Below are 18,176 nucleotides of genomic sequence, written 5' to 3'. Positions count from 1 at the left end.
CCCTTACACTATGGTCATTTGACCGGCATATAGAATGAAAGTACGCAGCATAAGTACGCCAACCAAGCTCAACGTCGTGACCACAAAAACGTAACTGCCTCTGTGGCGCACTTCTGAAGGCGTTAACCAATTGAGAGTCAAAGGCGTTATCATGCCGATGAACACTACGCCAACCCAGAACCATTGAGCCCAGAATCCACTCGAAATAGCATTCCAAGCCGCGACTTCGTTCTGACCACCGCTGAAGATCAGTCCAGTAAAGAATGTCACTAAGACAAACAACTCAAACAACACTACAGGGCGTTCAAATCCGTGCACCCAAGACACACTTGGGCTGCTGGTCGACTCTTTAAACACCAAGATGCCGAACATCAAGCATGCCGCTGCACCCGAGGACAAACTAGAGAACAGGAACAAGATTGGCAGTACTGGATTGTTTAGCATTGGGTAAGTCTTCAATGCAGACAATAGAAAGCCAGTGTACGCTGCAAGCACGATGGCTAAGAAGCCCAAGAACAATTCAATTGCGTTGTTGGCTTTCCCCGCCTTAATCAAAATGCCATCGGCAAAATCCAACAGTTTGCTCGGTAACTTACCCTCACAAAAGCTGATGATTTGATGGCGGAAGATAACGCCAATCCAAACAAACAGCACTAGCATGTACACTTGGAACAAGATCACGCCCATCGACATCACAGACGTTGGGTTGTAGTAGATCATGATCTTCCAAAACTCTAAAGGCTTGGTTAAATGGAAAATCAAAATTGCCAACCCAGCAATGATGCCAAATGGCGCAAGCCAAGCCATAGCTTTCATGATGCCGTTGTTTGCGGGATCACCTTCAATCACTTTGCGTTTTAAATAGATAGAAATCATCACCGCACCTGCTGACATCCCAGCAAGGAATAAGTAAATCGCGATGATCCAATCCCAGACTAACGAGTCAAAGTGGAATGCACTTTCGAAGCCGTTCATGATGACACCTCCCCTTTGCTATGCGGAATTTTGTACAGTTTAGGTTGCGTACCTAAATGCGATTTATCGCGATAGACAACATGGCTTTCGATAGCTTTGCTCACCTCGCTAGTTGGGTCATTCAAATCACCAAAGATGAGTGCTTTTGTTGGGCAAGATTCCACGCAAGCTGGCTGTTTACCTTGCGCTAGGTTGGTATCACGGCAGAAGTTACATTTATCCGCAGAGTGATCGACTGGATTAAAGAAGCGCACTTGGTAAGGGCAAGCGGCAAGGCAATAACCACATCCGACACATTTCTCTTTGTGCACATCCACGATGCCGGTCGCTTCATCTTTGTATGCAGCGCCTGTTGGACAAACGTACACACATGGTGGGTTATCACAGTGCTGACAGGATTCGCGAGTAAACTGGTATTCCACATCTGGAAATTCGCCAATCGGTTCACTGCGATGAATTTTAAGTCGCGTTACGCCTTCAGGGACTTTATTTACTTCGCGACAAGCATCGGTACAAGCGGTACAGCCAATACAGGCATTTTCATCATGAACCATACCCATGCGTTTCGCTTGTTCACTGTTGCTGGCATAGAGAGAGGAGCTAACAACGGAAGTGCCTGCAACGCCTGTAGTTAAAATCAACGCGCCGCTGCCGGCTAAAAAGTTTCTTCTCGAACATTTCATGCTATCTCTCCTCTTCTTTGGCAAGTTCAGGTTCGACGGCAAATTCAGAGTGACAATCCACACACTGCTTGATCAGTTGTTTTCTGTCGTACGACAACGCTTTGGTTTTCGCTGCGTGTACATCGTGGCAATTTGAACAAGTGAGGTTTTTGGCGTGCACATCGTGCGTCCAGTGGCTTTCTCTCAGCTGTGTCGGTGCGTGGCAATCCACACATTGGCCGTTGGCTTTAAGAATCATGCTTGGATCAAGGAACACTTTGTCGTGTACCTCTTTCGATTGCGCGGCAGAAAACTTAATCACATCAGGCGCACCTTCACGATGGTCGGGACCAATGTTGCTATGGCAATTGGTGCAATTAAGTTGCTTCCCTTGGCTGAGTAGAGCTTGCGGGTCATGCGAAAGGTTCAGAGTCTCTTTTGCATCCTTATGACATTGCAGACACTTGTAGTCACGGTCACGGATCAACTCGACTTGATGACGCTCAGCTTGAGCACCTTCAATCGGCTCTGAAGAAGTCGCATGGGCGGCGATGGAGAAACCATAGATGGCAAAGACGAAGAGAAGTTTCAGCATTGTCTCTATGGTCAATTTTATATTGCCCATATTGTTCTTTCCTTAGCTCGATAATAATTGATAACTATTCTCAATTATTTATTTGAGCGACAATTAATTTCCTCTGAAGATATTTTTTAGATCTTCAAATGACATCAATTCTTATTTCGGAAAGCCACAACGCTAAACCTATATTTATAATACCTCTATTATTCATAAGGGGTAGAAACGCCTGCTCAAAAAGCGAACTAAATCACCCTATTTTTAAAAAGGTTAAAAACCCAAAGCATTGCAGAACAATGACTTAACAACTACCACTTTAGAGGTATATAAATTCAAACATGACTGAGATCACTGGTGTAAATTGATCTAAAACAAGACAAGATTCACTCACTATTTCATCTATCCAATTAAGCAATATTATTAATCGTAGATCTCCAGTTCTTATTTGGAATAGCTCCTCACAACGCTGCTAATAAAAACGAATATGGAGATAACACTGTGAGCATAAAACACTGGATGAGCGCACCTATTGCGGTTGCGACCTTATTCGCCAGCCAATTATTTTTGGTTGACGCTCCGTTAGCGGCAGAAGAGAAGGATTTTATCGATCCTCGTAACGATGTCTTTGAACAGAACCACCCTGATCAATACCATTCTTGGAAAGCAACATCCGAAAGTGAGCACATTGAAGATGCTCTAAGTGAAGACCCAAACATGGTTATCCTGTGGGCAGGTTATGGCTTCGCGAAAGACTACAACAAAGCGCGCGGTCACTTTTACGCACTTGATGATGTTCGCCAAACCTTACGTACCGGCGCACCAACCGACGAGAAGTCCGGGCCTATGCCGATGGCGTGCTGGAGCTGTAAAAGCCCAGACGTTGCTCGCGTGATTGATGAACGTGGTGAAGACGGTTATTTCGAAGGTAAATGGGCACGCTTAGGCTCAGAAATCATCAACCCTATCGGTTGTTCCGATTGCCACAACACAGGCTCTGAAGCCTTCAAGAAAGGCGAACCTGCGCTAGCACTGACTCGCCCATACGTCGAGCGTGCTTTTGATACTATTGGTAAAAACTTTGATGAACAGTCTCGCCTAGATAAGCAAGCATCGGTCTGCGCTCAATGTCACGTTGAATACTACTTCACCGGCCCAACTAAAGCGGTTAAATTCCCATGGGATATGGGCACCACCGTTAATGACATGGAGAAATACTACGACGCGTTGAATTTCAAAGATTGGACGCATGCCGTATCTAAAGCGCCGATGCTAAAAGCGCAACATCCAGGTTTCGAAACTTGGAGAGCGGGTATTCATGGTAAAAACAAAGTGGTGTGTGTGGACTGCCACATGCCTAAAGTGACCAAAGAAGACGGTACGGTGTACACAGACCACAAAGTGGGTAACCCATTTGATCGTTTTGAAGACACCTGTGCGCAATGCCATACCCAAACTAAAGAGCAGCTACAAGGCATCGTCTCGACTCGCAAAGCGCAAGTACTGAACATGAAGCTAACCGCCGAGAAGCAAATCGTAGCGGCACACTTTGAAGCAGGAGCAGCGTGGAAAGCAGGTGCAACAGAAGCAGAGATGGAACCTATCCTACAAGATATTCGCCATGCACAATGGCGTTGGGACTACGCGATTGCTTCTCACGGTGTTCACATGCATGCTCCTGAGGTAGCACTTGAAGTACTAGGTACTGCAGTTGACCGCGCTGCTGACGCCCGTACCAAATTGGTTCGTTTACTGGCAACCAAAGGCATTACTCACCCTGTTCAAATTCCAGATATCTCGACCAAAGCGAAAGCACAACAAGCACTGGGCATGGATATGGAGAAAATGAACGCAGACAAGAAACACTTCCTAGAAACAGTAGCGCCAGACTGGGATAAAGCAGCGGCTGAACGCGAGGCCACGTATTAGTCTAACTGGCAGAGGTTAATTTATAGATACAACAAGGGGCGCACTGAACGCCCCTTTTTTTTGTTTATTTGTTTCTTTGTTATCCTTATTTCTTCATCCTCGATTCTATCGAGAGTGAAAATCGAATGTACTAGCGACGAGGAAGCCTCGGTCTAGGCTGAATATTTGGACGTGCTTTAGGTATCTGCACATTTGGGCGAGCAACTGGACGCTGGATCTTCGTTTCCGGCAGTGCTTTTCTTTGTTGAACCTTTTCTTTCACCGCCTTGCCTTGTAAAGTCGCTGGTTCAATATGCTCCGGACGATTCTCCCATTGGGTTCGAATCTCTTGCTTTTGCTCGTCAGGCAGTGATTGCCAATGATCGTCAAGTTGGCGTTTCATGTTATCGATATTGGCGGACATATCGTCGTCTTTCCAATCTTCGACTTTGTCTTTGATGGATTGCTGTTGGTCTTCATCTAAACCATTCCACCACTCTTCCAGTTTCTCTTTGTATTCATCGTCGTTATCGCAACAGCCCGGATAGTAATAAATCCAGTAGTCGTCATGATCGTACCACCACGGGTCGTAGTAACCCGATGAATAATAAACCGTAGAGGAAGAGCCAGAATGATCGGAAGAGCTACAACCCGCCAGCACAGAGCCGCACAGCAAAACCAATATGCTTAGTGCTTTATTTTTCATTCGTTGCCCACCTTTCCCTCTATTGCTTGTTAAATTGTACGCTTACAACAGCTCTTTTGCTTTGTTAATAGAGTTAATGATTTGCACCCTATCTAAATTTGGATCATCAGAATCTAATAATAGTACCCAGGCATCAATCGCTTCCTGAAATCGGAATGACAGAAAATGATCATTTGCGATCAAAGACAAAGCGGCTTCATTGTGCGGCTCTACCTGCAAAGCTTGCTCCAAAAGCAAGCTAACTTCTTGCGTCATTGATTGCTGGTGAATGTAGTACAAGGTCGTCGCTTTTGCGGCAAGTTGCGTGGCACTGACTGGCTCAGTCAGTTGGATCGCGTAATCAAAACAAATCAGCGCGCCATCAAATTCCCCCTCTAGCAGGTAGCCCTGCCCGAGTTGGAACCACAATTCAGCGTTGTTCGGGTCTTCACGCAACTGGTCTTGAATCTCTTTCATGATGTCACGAGCAGTCATCATTCGTGACATTTCCGCTTGTATTGGTTTAGGCGGAGTTTGATGCAGCAATAAGAAACTGGCACTCGTCACGACAAGTACTAACAGGCAAAAACCAAACCATTGAGCAGGTTTAACTTTTGATGCACTCAGTGATAAGAGTACGATAAACAACCCCATTAGAGTGATGGCAGCGAAAAACCAAACAGACATAACACGTCCCATAAACAAAGATAACGTCAGTGTACGCATTTCTTACTTTAAATGCGTTGATACAGATACAAAAAAGCCGAGCAACTAAGGCTCGGCTTTTCATATCAGGATAACGATGTAAGATTACTCTTCGTTACCTTCCTCTGCATCATCAGCAGCTGGAGCTTCTGAAGCGTCTTGCTGCGTATTTTCGCCTGTTGACTCTAACGCTTCTGCATCTTCATCAGTAGGCAGCTCTTCATCATCAACTTCTTCAATACGTTGCAAACCAACAACTGATTCATCTTCCGCAGTACGGATAAGCGTTACACCTTGTGTGTTACGACCAACCTGGCTAACTTCACCCACACGAGTACGTACTAACGTGCCAGCGTCGGTGATCATCATCATTTCATCACCTTCAACAACCTGGATAGCACCAACTACCGGGCCATTTCGCTCAGAAACTTTGATAGAAACTACACCTTGAGTGCCACGACCTTTTGTCGGGTACTCGCTAAGTGCTGTACGTTTACCATAACCGTTTTCTGTAACCGTTAGGATGTCGCCTTCGTGCGAAGGAACAATAAGTGATACAACTTGGTCATTTTCAGCCAGTTTCATACCACGAACACCAGAGGCGGTACGACCCATAGGACGAACACCTTTAAACTTGATCTCTGGCTGACCATTCTCATCAAGAACTGGTTTACCATTTTCATCAAGTACTGGAATCTCTTCTGCTTCTTTAAAGCGAACCACTTTACCCGCTTTAGAGAACAGCATGATTTCGTTTTCGCCGTTAGTGATATCCACACCGATTAACGAATCGTCTTCACGTAGGTTCACAGCGATTAGGCCGTTTGAACGTACGTTTGCAAACTGGTTCAACGGCGTTTTCTTAACCGTACCGTCACCTGTTGCCATGAAGATGAATTTGTCTTCAGAGAATTCATCAACACGCAGAATCGCGGTAATGCGCTCACCTTCTTCGAGTGGAAGGATGTTCACAATTGGCTTACCACGCGCAGTACGGCTCGCTAGAGGCAATTGGTAAACTTTCAGGCGGTATGTCTTACCACGAGTAGAGAAACACAAGATGTTATCGTGGGTATTCGCCACTAGAAGACGCTCGATATGGTCTTCATCTTTCATCTTAGTCGCACTCTTACCTTTACCACCACGGCGCTGTGACTCGTAGTCGCTCAGTACTTGGTACTTAACGTAACCACCGTGAGATAGAGTAACTACAACGTCTTCACGTGCGATCAGCTCTTCCATGTCAATATCATGGCTCGCAGCTGTGATTTCTGTACGACGAGCGTCACCAAAGCCGTCACGAACCGCTTCAAGTTCTTCACGGATAACTTCCATCAAACGCTCAGTGCTAGCAAGGATATGCATGAGTTCAGCGATTTCTTCTAGAAGTGTTTTGTATTCGCCTAGAATCTTCTCGTGTTCTAGACCTGTTAGTTTATGTAAACGTAGATCTAGGATAGCTTGTGCTTGTTGCTCAGTCAGGAAGTACTGACCATCACGAATACCATATTCAGGCTCTAGCCATTCAGGGCGCGCAGCATCTGTACCAGCACGCTCTAGCATTGCTGAAACGTTGCCTAAATCCCAACCACGAGCGATAAGACCCGCTTTTGCTTCAGCCGGTGTAGGTGCCTTACGGATAAGCTCAATGATTTCATCAATGTTAGCAAGCGCTAGAGCTAAACCTTCAAGGATATGAGCACGTTCACGCGCTTTACGCAGTTCGAAAATAGTACGGCGTGTCACAACTTCACGACGGTGATCAACAAAGCACTTCAACATATCTTTTAGGTTGAATAGCTGTGGCTGGCCATTGTTTAGGGCCACCATGTTGATACCGAAAGTGGTTTGCAGCTGAGTCTGAGCGTAAAGGTTGTTTAGAACTACTTCGCCCACAGCATCGCGCTTACACTCAATAACAATGCGCATACCGTCTTTATCTGACTCGTCGCGCAGTGCACTGATACCTTCTACTTTCTTATCTTTAACTAGCTCAGCGATCTTTTCGATCAAGCGAGCTTTGTTCACCTGGTAAGGAATTTCAGTGACGATAATGGTCTCTTTACCATTCTTCTCCACTTCGATGTCCGCTTTCGAACGCATGTAGATTTTGCCGCGACCTGTTTTGTACGCGTCTACAATGCCTTTACGACCGCTGATAAGCGCCGCCGTTGGGAAATCAGGACCAGGAATGTAATCCATTAGTTCATCAATAGTGATTTCTTCATTATTGATGTATGCAAGACAGCCATCAATCACTTCGCCAAGGTTATGAGGCGGGATGTTGGTTGCCATACCTACTGCGATACCAGAAGCACCGTTAACCAATAGGTTTGGAATTTTAGTTGGAAGAACCGCTGGGATCTGCTCAGTACCGTCGTAGTTTGGTACGTAGTCTACGGTTTCTTTGTCTAGGTCAGCCAATAGTTCATGGGCAATTTTTGCCATTCGAACTTCGGTGTAACGCATTGCCGCAGCAGAGTCGCCATCGATCGAGCCAAAGTTACCTTGACCATCGACCAGCATGTAACGAAGCGAGAACGGCTGAGCCATACGTACGATTGTGTCGTACACAGCAATATCACCATGTGGGTGATATTTACCGATTACGTCGCCGACAACACGGGCTGATTTTTTATATGGTTTGTTCCAATCGTTGCCTAGTACGTTCATCGCGAATAAAACGCGGCGGTGTACTGGTTTTAGGCCATCACGCACATCTGGAAGAGCACGACCCACGATGACTGACATCGCATAGTCTAGGTATGAACCTCTAAGCTCATCTTCAATGTTTACGGGCGTGATCTCTTTAGCTAAATCGCTCATAGAGCCATTATCCCTCTATTATCTGATCGTAATTACGATACGTGTAAGGTGCAAAAATATAACACACAATTCATCACTTCGGCATCACTTTCCCTCTCCTTTTATCAGGTTGTGAGCTTGGTTATGAATCAAATGTCGAGAATTTGCACACTCATCCCATATCTTTCTGATTAGTGGTTATATTTCGGTCAATATTGAGCAAAATCGGACCCTTTACGCGGAAAAGCGAGGTAAATTCCTTTAACCACACAACGCGAAAATGCAGGTTTTAGAGTTATTATCACTGGCACCAGTTCAAGGATGAACCAAAAACAATAGTTAGCGCTTTACAAATTACAGGCACCTGTCTCGATTGCCGCGCCAGTGAACTCTGTCATTGTCCCTTAACTAAGCACATCGAGGTTGTTTGGGTGTAAAACGTTGGAGTATACTGGCGCCCTCTAAAGGACTCAGATTGAATGCAATAAAACCAATTATGACTAAAGCACAAAACGTCGACCCAAGTGAAATTAAGAAATTCGAGGACATGGCTTCTCGATGGTGGGATTTAGAAGGCGAGTTTAAGCCGCTTCATCAAATTAACCCACTTCGTTTGAACTATGTACTTGAAAAAGCAAATGGCTTGTTTGGCAAGCGAACACTTGATGTCGGCTGTGGTGGTGGCATTCTTGCTGAAAGCATGGCAAAAGAAGGCGCTATTGTGACGGGGCTTGATATGGGTAAAGAACCATTAGAAGTCGCGCGACTACATGCATTAGAAACAGGCACTCAACTGACCTACATTCAGAGCACAATAGAAGACCACGCTATAGAAAACGCAGGAACTTACGATGTCGTGACTTGTATGGAGATGCTTGAACACGTTCCAGATCCTCTCTCCGTTATCCGCTCTTGTGCTGCGCTAGTCAAACCCGGTGGTCACGTGTTTTTCTCAACTTTGAACCGAAACATTAAGTCGTACTTATTTGCTATTGTCGGTGCTGAGAAGCTTCTTAAGATTGTTCCTGAAGGCACTCATGAGCACGATAAGTTTATCAAGCCAGCCGAAATGATGAAGATGATAGACCAAACTGACCTGACGGAAATGGGCATTACTGGGCTTCATTACAACCCTCTAAATGATAGCTACAAACTCGGTCGTAATGTAGATGTAAACTACATCGTTCATACTAAAAAATACTGAACGCTATTAAGTTAAAAAATGAGTTTTGTGATTGACATTTTTTAAAGAAAATGAATCGGAAGCGGTAGCATAAAGTTGCCGCTTTTTTTGTCTTTTTATGGCTAAAATTCGTGCTCTAGATTCCATTTTGACCAAGCCATTTTTCGTAGATAAAAACGGCCAAAGATCAAGGAAAATATTTTTGCATGCGGTTATTTCTAAACCGATCTCGAAACCGTACTTTTAACCATTCAAGTCTGCCCTTTTCTCATCGGTTAGTGTTCACTTACTGATTTTTTTCATTTTGTCAGTTATCCACAAGTCATCCCCGATCTGTACCTTGATAAATCAGTGTAATAGCACTATCTTGTAACCCGCAAACAAATGAACCCCTATATGTTGTGTTTAAGCGACAATATATAGATAGACTTTGATCACAAAGCCGCCGCAAGCTTTACTCATATTGCACATAAACAAACAAAAATACGGCTTTTATCAGTTTTCTTAGGGAAATAAAGCAGAATGAACCAACAACTTACCGTCACCAAGCGTGATGGCCGTAAAGAAAGTATCGATCTGGATAAAATCCACCGCGTTATCACTTGGGCTGCAGAAGGTCTAGATAACGTTTCGGTTTCTCAAGTAGAACTTCGCGCTCACATCCAGTTTTACGACGGCATCACAACGACAGATATTCACGAGACAATCATCAAGTCTGCGGCAGACCTGATCTCTGAAGAGACTCCGGATTACCAATACCTAGCTGCTCGCCTAGCGGTATTCCATCTGCGTAAAAAAGCGTATGGCCAATACGAGCCACCAACGCTTTATGATCACGTGTCTCGCCTCGTCGATATGGGTAAGTACGATCAACATATTCTAGAAGACTACACAAAAGCAGAACTCGACGAACTTGATGCGTACCTCGACCATAAACGCGACCTAAACTTCTCATACGCGGCAGTTAAGCAGCTAGAGGGTAAGTACTTCGTACAGAACCGTGTTACGGGCCAAATTTACGAAAGTGCTCAGTTCTTATACATCCTTGTAGCAGCGTGCTTATTTGCGAAATATCCAAAAGCGACACGTCTTGATTACATCAAACGTTTCTACGATGCGACATCGACATTTAAGATTTCTCTACCTACGCCAATTATGTCTGGCGTGCGTACCCCTACTCGCCAGTTCAGCTCATGTGTTCTGATCGAGTGTGGAGACAGTCTTGATTCTATTAACGCAACAGCAAGCTCAATTGTTCGTTATGTATCTCAGCGCGCTGGTATTGGTATCAACGCAGGTCGTATCCGTGCATTAGGCTCAGAGATTCGCGGTGGTGAAGCATTCCACACTGGTTGTATTCCGTTCTACAAGTACTTCCAAACCGCAGTAAAATGTTGTTCACAAGGTGGTGTACGTGGTGGCGCAGCTACTGTGTTCTACCCAATGTGGCACGGCGAAGCACGCTCACTAATGGTACTTAAGAACAACCGTGGTGTTGAAGAAAACCGTGTTCGTCACATGGACTACGGTGTTCAGTTAAACAAACTGATGTACCAACGTTTAGTTGAAGGCGGCAATATTACGCTATTCTCACCATCTGATGTACCTGGTCTGTACGACGCATTCTTCGAAAACCAAGAAGAGTTTGAGCGTCTATACGTGAAGTACGAGAACGATCCTTCAATCAAGAAAGAAACGGTTAAAGCGATTGAAATGTTCACTCTGCTAATGCAAGAGCGTGCATCAACGGGTCGTATCTACATCCAGAACGTGGACCACTGTAATACTCACAGCCCATTTGATTCTGAAGTCGCTCCAGTTCGTCAGTCGAACCTATGTTTAGAAATCGCACTGCCAACGAAACCATTAACTAACGTTGAAGATGACTCAGGCGAGATCGCACTGTGTACGCTTTCTGCATTCAACTTAGGTGCTATCAAGTCTCTAGATGATTTCGAAGAGCTATCCGATCTTGTTGTTCGTGCGTTAGATGCACTGCTTGATTACCAAGATTACCCTCTACCAGCGGCATACAAATCGACTATGAACCGTCGTACGCTAGGTGTTGGTGTGATTAACTTTGCTTACTACTTAGCGAAGAATGGCGTGAAATACTCTGACGGTAGCGCGAACGGCCTAACTCACCGTACGTTCGAAGCAATGCAGTACTACCTATTGAAAGCATCTGTAGCACTGGCGAAAGAACAAGGTAAGTGTCCTTCATTCGACGAGACGAACTACGCGAAAGGCTTACTGCCGATTGATACGTATAAGAAAGATATCGATCTAATTTGTGACGAAGCGCTGCACTACGACTGGGACAGCCTACGTAAAGAAATTATGGAGCACGGCCTACGTAACTCAACACTGACTGCGCTAATGCCTTCTGAGACTTCTTCTCAGATTTCAAACGCAACTAACGGTATTGAGCCACCACGTGGTTACGTTTCAGTAAAAGCTTCGAAAGACGGTATCCTGAAGCAAGTTGTACCAGAGTTCACAGAACTTAAAGACAGCTATGAACTGCTTTGGAATATCAGTTCGAACGACGGTTATCTACACCTTGTGGGTATTATGCAGAAGTTTGTTGACCAAGCTATCTCTGCTAATACTAACTACGACCCGTCACGTTACGAGACTGGCAAGGTTCCAATGAAGAAACTACTTCAAGACCTGCTAACAGCGTATAAGTTTGGTGTGAAAACGCTTTACTACCACAACACTCGTGATGGCGCGAAAGATGAACAGAAAGATGCTGTTCAACCACAAGATGACGATTGTGCTGGCGGCGGTTGTAAGATTTAATCTTCCCGTACCTAGCGAACCCGTAAAGACAGACTATCGATAACCTCCCCCTTACGGGGAGGTTTAAAAGGAATTGAGGCATTATGGCTTACAGTACTTTTAACCAAAAAAAGAATGACCAATTGAAGGAACCAATGTTCCTAGGTCAATCAGTAAACGTTGCACGTTACGACCAACAAAAGTTTGAGATTTTCGAAAAACTTATCGAGAAACAACTTTCTTTCTTCTGGCGTCCAGAAGAAGTAGACGTATCTAGCGACCGTATCGATTACAACAAACTTCCAGATCACGAGAAGCACATCTTCATCTCTAACTTGAAGTACCAAACGCTTCTAGACTCTATCCAAGGCCGCAGCCCTAACGTGGCACTGCTGCCGCTTGTGTCTTTGCCAGAACTAGAGACTTGGATTGAGACTTGGTCTTTCTCTGAAACTATTCACTCTCGTTCTTACACACACATTATTCGTAACATCGTGAACGACCCTGCGGTGGTGTTTGATGATATCGTTGAGAACGAGCACATTCTGAAGCGTGCAAAAGACATCGCGCACTACTACGACGATTTGATTCAAGCGACGAATGATTACCATCGCTACGGTGAAGGTGAGCATGTCCTTAACGGTGAAACGGTTAAGGTTAGTCTGTACGATCTTAAGAAGAAGCTGTACATCTGTCTGATGTCTGTTAACGCATTAGAAGCTATTCGTTTTTACGTCAGTTTCGCATGTTCTTTCGCTTTCGCAGAACGCGAACTAATGGAAGGTAACGCGAAAATCATCAAGCTGATCGCTCGTGACGAAGCACTTCACTTAAACGGCACGCAGCACATGATCAACCTGTTACGTAACGGTCAAGATGACTTCACTTTCATGCAAATCGCAGAAGAGGCAAAACAGGACTGTTTTGACCTATTCAAAGAAGCGGCTGAGCAAGAAAAAGAGTGGGCAGAGTATCTATTCAAAGATGGCTCTATGATCGGTCTAAACAAAGACATCCTAAGCCAATACGTTGAATACATCACAAATATTCGTATGCAAGCGGTAGGTCTACCAGCAGCGTATCCAGAAGCAACAACCAACCCAATTCCATGGATTAACGCTTGGTTGTCTTCAGATAACGTTCAAGTTGCGCCTCAAGAAGCAGAAATCTCTTCTTACCTTGTGGGTCAAATTGACAATGAAGTTCGCGCAGATGACTTCGAAGGATTCGAGCTGTAATGGCAACACTCAAAATCAACAAACTGATCAGCATTGAATCCAACCCTTCCAATACGATTTTGGAAACAATGGAGCAAGCTGGCCTATTACCAGAATACAACTGCCGTGATGGGCACTGCGGCGCCTGTCGCTGCAAATTGGAGTCTGGTGAAGTGGAGTATGTTGGTTTTGCCATGGCTTACACACAAAGTGATGAAATATTACCTTGTATCTGTAAAGCAAAATCAGATTTGTCACTTAGCGGCGTTAACTACGCGATGAAAGAAAAGCAGCGCGCATAACGTTGACTCGACGGTATAAAATGCAAAAGCCAAGGTAATCACCTTGGCTTTTTTGTCTCTGTTTTTTGTCTCTCAGACTACTGTAGAGAGCTTTGGTTATAAAGCACTGCTCGGGAGGTGCATCTCTTTAACTTTCTCTAAAAATGCATAATGCGCAAACATCGGTTTACGTTCTAGGTAGCGACGCAACAAGTCTAGAGCTGCCGTGCTGATCACTTTAACTTGATCACTGCGCTGATACTTTTTCGAGAGTTTATATAACGCTCCCCACTCGCCTGACGGTGTCGATAAAGCGACGGAAAAAACACCCTCTTCAATATGGCCAGTAACGAGTGATAAATCCGTCCCACACTTCTCTCGCGTAGCACCAGCCAGAGCAAACGTTTCTGCTAATGGATCTCCGCTGTTGGCCATCGCTTGAGTCAGGCTCGGTAGTATCCAACCATGCCCTAGTTGCTTTTCAGCGTTTTCATCACCGTTTAGCCAGTACGTTAAGTATCCTCCGCTACTTTTTTCGGAGGTCGACACCGTTAGTCCTTTATCGACCAACAACTGGCCGACATTTTCAACCATAGGTAAGTCAATACTAACGGTATTACTCTCAAGGTGTTTATTAATTATCTGTACGAGTTTCAAACGCTGTTCAAGCTGATCTGAAGGACCAAAAAGTTTCACTTCAATAAAAGGCAAGTAAGAGCGATACCCTAGCTCATAGCCTTGAGGAAGTTTTAGCTGATCTAGCTTATCTGAAATACCGGATTCAGACAGACCAAACGTGTAGATTCGACTACAACATGAACCTTGAACATCGGGAAACACTCTTCTCAGATCGGGAAGAATTTGCGTCTCTGCCATGAGCTTAAATTCACTTGGTACACCCGGTGTGAAATAAAAAATGGCATCATTAATCAGCATTTTGAAACCGCAAGCAGTGCCTATCGGGTTGTCCAATATCTCTGCCGTTTCTGGCAGCATTGCTTGCTTTAAATTACTGTCCGGCATAGGGATGCCACGTCGAGCATACAAACTTTCTAGATGCTGCAACCACTCTTTGAATAGCACCAGTTTACAATCGGCGGCTCTCGCGGCGGCGGCGGCACTCATGTCATCCGTTGTAGGGCCTAAACCACCATTAACAATAACCACATCGTTATTAAAGCTGAGCATTAAAAACTCTTCAACCAAACTCGATAGGCTATCACCAACCGTTGAGCGCTTTGTTAAGCCAAATCCTTGTTGATAAAACAGGCTAGACAACCATGCCGCATTAGTATCAACAATATCACCGTGGAGGACTTCCTCACCAGTACTAAGCATTGCTATTTTCACAACTGACTCCTGAACGTAAGCACAATCCTATTTTCGTTATAGCGCTTATTTTTCTTTTTATTTGGACAAATCTCGCCGAGGTTTGTTGGGACTAAATAAGGGTCAAGTGTTTAAATGATTGATGTTTTGAGGGATAATTACGAGCCCGAACATACACCATTAACTCGGAGACCTTTGTGTCAAAATCATCCATGTTCAAGACGACTCTAACAGGCCTTTGCTTGGCTTCGTCAGCGCTTGCGCACGCAAGTCACTATGACCTAAGCCGTCATACAGAGTTTTCTTACACACCTGATTGCTTGTCAGGTTACTGCGAAACGACGACTCTGTACACCTTCGAGGCTCAAAATCGCGGTGTTATGTATGAACAGAATAATGATGATTCGCTAAACCTTGACGCAGGGCTTCAGCCTAAACATCTCATCATCCCTCAAGATAAAGACTGGGATTATCTGATGGGTCAAACCTACACCATTCTAGGTCTCAGTATCGCGACCGTAGGCATGATGACTTTTCTTCCAGAAAGTATCACCAAATGGGACGAAGAAGACCGAGACATGAGTAAGTTGGGGCAAAAGTGGAAAGATAATGTCTCTGACGGCCCCGTTTGGGATCGCGATGAACATGTCCTCAACTACATCATGCACCCATATTTTGGCGGCGTTTACTACACGGCAGCACGTCACGCTGGCTATAATGAATTTCAGTCGTTTTTGTACTCCGCAACGATGTCGACGTTCTTTTGGGAGTATGGCGTGGAGGCGTTCGCAGAAGTACCATCTTGGCAGGATATTTTTATCACACCATTCTTTGGTGCTGTTGTTGGTGAAATGATGTTAACGGCTGAGCAAGACATTATTGCAAACGGCGGCGAAGTTATGGGTTCTGAAACCGCAGGTGATGTTTCGCTCTTCTTCTTAAACCCTGTTGGACATATTCATTATTGGGTAACTGATGCATGGGGCGGTAGTGCAGAACTACAATTCAATTCATCACCTTGGTTTGGAAACCAAGATGTTGCAAAATTCGCCATGGACGCAGGCGCAAACTATGACAGTCAATTTTATGGTGTCGAGTTAAAAGTAACCTTCTAATCCTAAGTTGATACTCGGTAAAAAGCAGCCTTACGATGGCTGCTTTTTTGTGCTCTGAACATTGTTTTAATTATTTCCATCACGAATTAGTGTTAAAAATTGACTTTCATCAAACATTACCTGCCCTTAGCACCTACACTAAATAAAAGGATTTATTCCAATAACTTAAGTAGCACGTTTATTCGTACTGCGTCCAAACCTTGATTCCAGGAGGGGACATTATGAACACCGTATTTATTGTTAATTTTGTCGGACAAGCGTCACCCGCCACGATTAAAGAGCTCGCTGCAATCACACACGAAAACGGCGGGAAATGGCTGATCAGCAAAGTAAACTTTATCGAAGACCAAGTTGCAGGTGTCATCAAAGTAGAGCTTCCAAGAGAAAATGCCGACATCGTTAAACAGGCGTTCTCTTCTTGTCAGACTCTTGTTGTTAGGTTCGTCGACTCTGAGCCTCATTCATATCGTGAAGACACTATCTTCCAACTTCGTTTAGATGCCAACGATAGAGCGGGTATTGTGAATGAAATTACTCACGTTCTCGATAATCAAGGTATCTCAATTTTAGATATGGATTGTCAGCGTGTATTCATTGCTGGAGGCGGAGGGGTAAGCTCTAGCTTATTCAGCGCTAAAATGGCGATAAAACTGCCTAGCGAGCTAGAAATTGAAGACATAGCCAATGAGTTAGAATCTCTGAGTGAAGACACTCGTGTGATTGTGGAGAGTTAATCACGTACTGTTATCGTTTCCCCAATAAAAAGAGCAGCGATTAAGCTGCTCTTTTGGTGCTTATGGCGCGATACGTCTTATTTCACTGACCACTGAGATAGTGAACGTTTGAAATCAGAGTAGTCAAATTCATTCAGTTTTTGAATGTCACCATTCGAGCGTTCACAGTAGACCGACGGCATACGTAGACCGTTAAACCAGTTCAATTTCACCATGGTGTAACCCGCACTATCAAGAATATGCAGACGTTGTCCAATTTCTAGCGGCTGTTCAAAGTTCGCCACGCAGAACTGGTCACCCGCAAGGCATGAACACGAGCCTATCACATACTCATGTTCACCATTTTCAGATGCTTCAAGAATTGACGCTGGCTCATTGTAGATCAACGTATCTAAGCGGTGAGCTTCTGTGGCTGAATCGACAATCGCCGTCTTCTTTACGTTCTCAACGATATCAACCACAGTGACCACTAGGTCAGTCGTCTTGGTAATGATCGCTTCGCCCGGTTCTAGGTACATTTGCACGCCGTGTTTTTCAGCAAACGCTTTCAGCGCTAGGCCAAGCTTTTCGATGTCATAACCCGGCCATGTGAAGAACACGCCGCCGCCCATGCTTACCCAGTCCAGCTTATCTAGGTACTCGCCAAACTGAGCTGAAATAGCATCGAGTAAGCCGATAAACGCATCCACGTCTTTGTTCTCACAGTTCATGTGGAACATTACGCCATCAATACCATCAAAAATTTCCGGTTTGATGTGATCAGCCTGAACACCAAGACGAGAGAATTGACGCGCTGGGTTTGCTAAGTCTTGCCCTGCATAGCTCACACCTGGGTTTAGGCGCAAGCCAATCGATGCTTTGCCTTCGACAATATGACGATAAGCCGCTAGCTGTGACTGAGAGTTAAAGATCATCTTGTCACAGATGTCCGCCACATCGCGAACGTCATCTTCGCTGTAACCCACACTGTATGCGTGTGTTTCACCACCGAACGTTTCGTAGCCAAGCTTCACTTCAAACGGGCCAGAACTTGTTGTTCCGTCTAGGTAAGGCTTGATGATGTCGAATACACCCCATGTTGAGAAGCACTTCAGTGCTAATACAAGCTTCACACCAGAGATGTCTTTTAGCTGTTTTGCTTTCTCTAGGTTCTCAATCAGCTTGTCTTCATTGATCATGAAGTATGGCGTTTTTAGTTCGTTTTGTTGCATTTTGATAC

15 protein-coding genes are annotated in these 18,176 nt (G+C 44.7%); 7 read left to right on the top strand and 8 right to left on the bottom strand.

The window, feature by feature from the left end; translation table 11 throughout:
• Nucleotides 1-3: 3 nt before the first annotated feature.
• From nrfD to nrfB, 3 genes are read right to left on the bottom strand one after another with little or no spacing between them, the layout of a single operon-like run.
• Nucleotides 4-975, bottom strand: coding sequence for a cytochrome c nitrite reductase subunit NrfD (nrfD, locus tag R8O10_RS06730; RefSeq protein WP_213967806.1), 972 nt, complete (start codon nucleotides 973-975; stop codon nucleotides 4-6).
• Nucleotides 972-1,658 (bottom strand): cytochrome c nitrite reductase Fe-S protein, encoded by a 687-nt coding sequence (gene nrfC, locus R8O10_RS06725; protein ID WP_017636123.1) that lies wholly within the window; start codon nucleotides 1,656-1,658, stop codon nucleotides 972-974. Before nrfC ends, nrfD begins: the two co-directional genes overlap by 4 nt.
• A gap of 1 nt (nucleotide 1,659) precedes the next feature.
• Nucleotides 1,660-2,262, bottom strand: a complete 603-nt coding sequence (gene nrfB / locus R8O10_RS06720) for a cytochrome c nitrite reductase pentaheme subunit (protein ID WP_053306575.1) — start codon at nucleotides 2,260-2,262, stop codon at nucleotides 1,660-1,662.
• A 450-nt stretch (nucleotides 2,263-2,712) separates the two neighbouring features.
• On the opposite strand from nrfB, the gene nrfA reads away from it, so the two are divergent.
• Nucleotides 2,713-4,140, top strand: coding sequence for an ammonia-forming nitrite reductase cytochrome c552 subunit (nrfA, locus tag R8O10_RS06715; protein WP_318191240.1), 1,428 nt, complete (start codon nucleotides 2,713-2,715; stop codon nucleotides 4,138-4,140).
• A gap of 130 nt (nucleotides 4,141-4,270) precedes the next feature.
• Here nrfA and R8O10_RS06710 read toward each other — a convergent pair whose 3' ends face one another.
• The 3 genes from R8O10_RS06710 to gyrA form a co-directional block, all read right to left on the bottom strand.
• Nucleotides 4,271-4,825 carry a hypothetical protein gene (locus R8O10_RS06710; protein WP_005376825.1) on the bottom strand — a complete coding sequence of 185 codons (555 nt, stop codon included), beginning with the start codon at nucleotides 4,823-4,825 and terminating at the stop codon, nucleotides 4,271-4,273.
• Nucleotides 4,826-4,867: 42 nt separating this feature from the next.
• Nucleotides 4,868-5,491, bottom strand: a complete 624-nt coding sequence (locus R8O10_RS06705; protein WP_213872837.1) for a tetratricopeptide repeat protein — start codon at nucleotides 5,489-5,491, stop codon at nucleotides 4,868-4,870.
• Nucleotides 5,492-5,614: 123 nt separating this feature from the next.
• Nucleotides 5,615-8,335: a DNA topoisomerase (ATP-hydrolyzing) subunit A gene (gene gyrA, locus R8O10_RS06700; RefSeq protein ID WP_206959889.1), complete on the bottom strand. Its 2,721-nt coding sequence runs from the start codon at nucleotides 8,333-8,335 to the stop codon at nucleotides 5,615-5,617.
• 475 nt (nucleotides 8,336-8,810) lie between these two features.
• Here gyrA and ubiG point away from each other — a divergent pair, with 475 nt between their 5' ends.
• From ubiG to yfaE, 4 genes are all read left to right on the top strand, one after another.
• Nucleotides 8,811-9,518: a bifunctional 2-polyprenyl-6-hydroxyphenol methylase/3-demethylubiquinol 3-O-methyltransferase UbiG gene (gene ubiG / locus R8O10_RS06695; protein WP_017636129.1), complete on the top strand. Its 708-nt coding sequence runs from the start codon at nucleotides 8,811-8,813 to the stop codon at nucleotides 9,516-9,518.
• 501 nt (nucleotides 9,519-10,019) lie between these two features.
• A complete protein-coding gene (nrdA, locus tag R8O10_RS06690) occupies nucleotides 10,020-12,302 on the top strand; it encodes a class 1a ribonucleoside-diphosphate reductase subunit alpha (RefSeq protein WP_318191239.1) in 2,283 nt (760 codons plus the stop codon).
• Between the two features lie 83 nt (nucleotides 12,303-12,385).
• Nucleotides 12,386-13,519 (top strand): class Ia ribonucleoside-diphosphate reductase subunit beta, encoded by a 1,134-nt coding sequence (nrdB, locus tag R8O10_RS06685; RefSeq protein ID WP_005376818.1) that lies wholly within the window; start codon nucleotides 12,386-12,388, stop codon nucleotides 13,517-13,519.
• Nucleotides 13,519-13,800, top strand: a complete 282-nt coding sequence (yfaE, locus tag R8O10_RS06680) for a class I ribonucleotide reductase maintenance protein YfaE (protein ID WP_005376817.1) — start codon at nucleotides 13,519-13,521, stop codon at nucleotides 13,798-13,800. The genes nrdB and yfaE overlap by 1 nt, the downstream gene beginning before the upstream one ends.
• 96 nt (nucleotides 13,801-13,896) lie before the next feature.
• Here yfaE and R8O10_RS06675 read toward each other — a convergent pair whose 3' ends face one another.
• Nucleotides 13,897-15,129, bottom strand: coding sequence for a CinA family nicotinamide mononucleotide deamidase-related protein (locus tag R8O10_RS06675; RefSeq protein WP_318191238.1), 1,233 nt, complete (start codon nucleotides 15,127-15,129; stop codon nucleotides 13,897-13,899).
• Nucleotides 15,130-15,320: 191 nt separating this feature from the next.
• On the opposite strand from R8O10_RS06675, the gene R8O10_RS06670 reads away from it, so the two are divergent.
• Entirely contained in the window at nucleotides 15,321-16,223 is a 903-nt protein-coding gene (locus R8O10_RS06670; protein WP_005376815.1) for a DUF3943 domain-containing protein, read from the top strand.
• Nucleotides 16,224-16,444: 221 nt separating this feature from the next.
• On the top strand, nucleotides 16,445-16,957 hold the full coding sequence (locus tag R8O10_RS06665; protein ID WP_005376814.1) for a glycine cleavage system protein R: 513 nt from the start codon (nucleotides 16,445-16,447) through the stop codon (nucleotides 16,955-16,957).
• 77 nt (nucleotides 16,958-17,034) lie between these two features.
• Here R8O10_RS06665 and nspC read toward each other — a convergent pair whose 3' ends face one another.
• A complete protein-coding gene (gene nspC, locus R8O10_RS06660; RefSeq protein WP_213871696.1) occupies nucleotides 17,035-18,168 on the bottom strand; it encodes a carboxynorspermidine decarboxylase in 1,134 nt (377 codons plus the stop codon).
• Nucleotides 18,169-18,176: the final 8 nt, after the last annotated feature.

The sequence above is a fragment of the Vibrio sp. 1727 genome, from assembly GCF_033344415.1.
Taxonomy (GTDB): Bacteria; Pseudomonadota; Gammaproteobacteria; order Enterobacterales; family Vibrionaceae; genus Vibrio; species Vibrio alginolyticus.
Note: the sequence above shows the minus strand (reverse complement) of the source record. Positions and strands in the feature narration are given on the sequence as shown.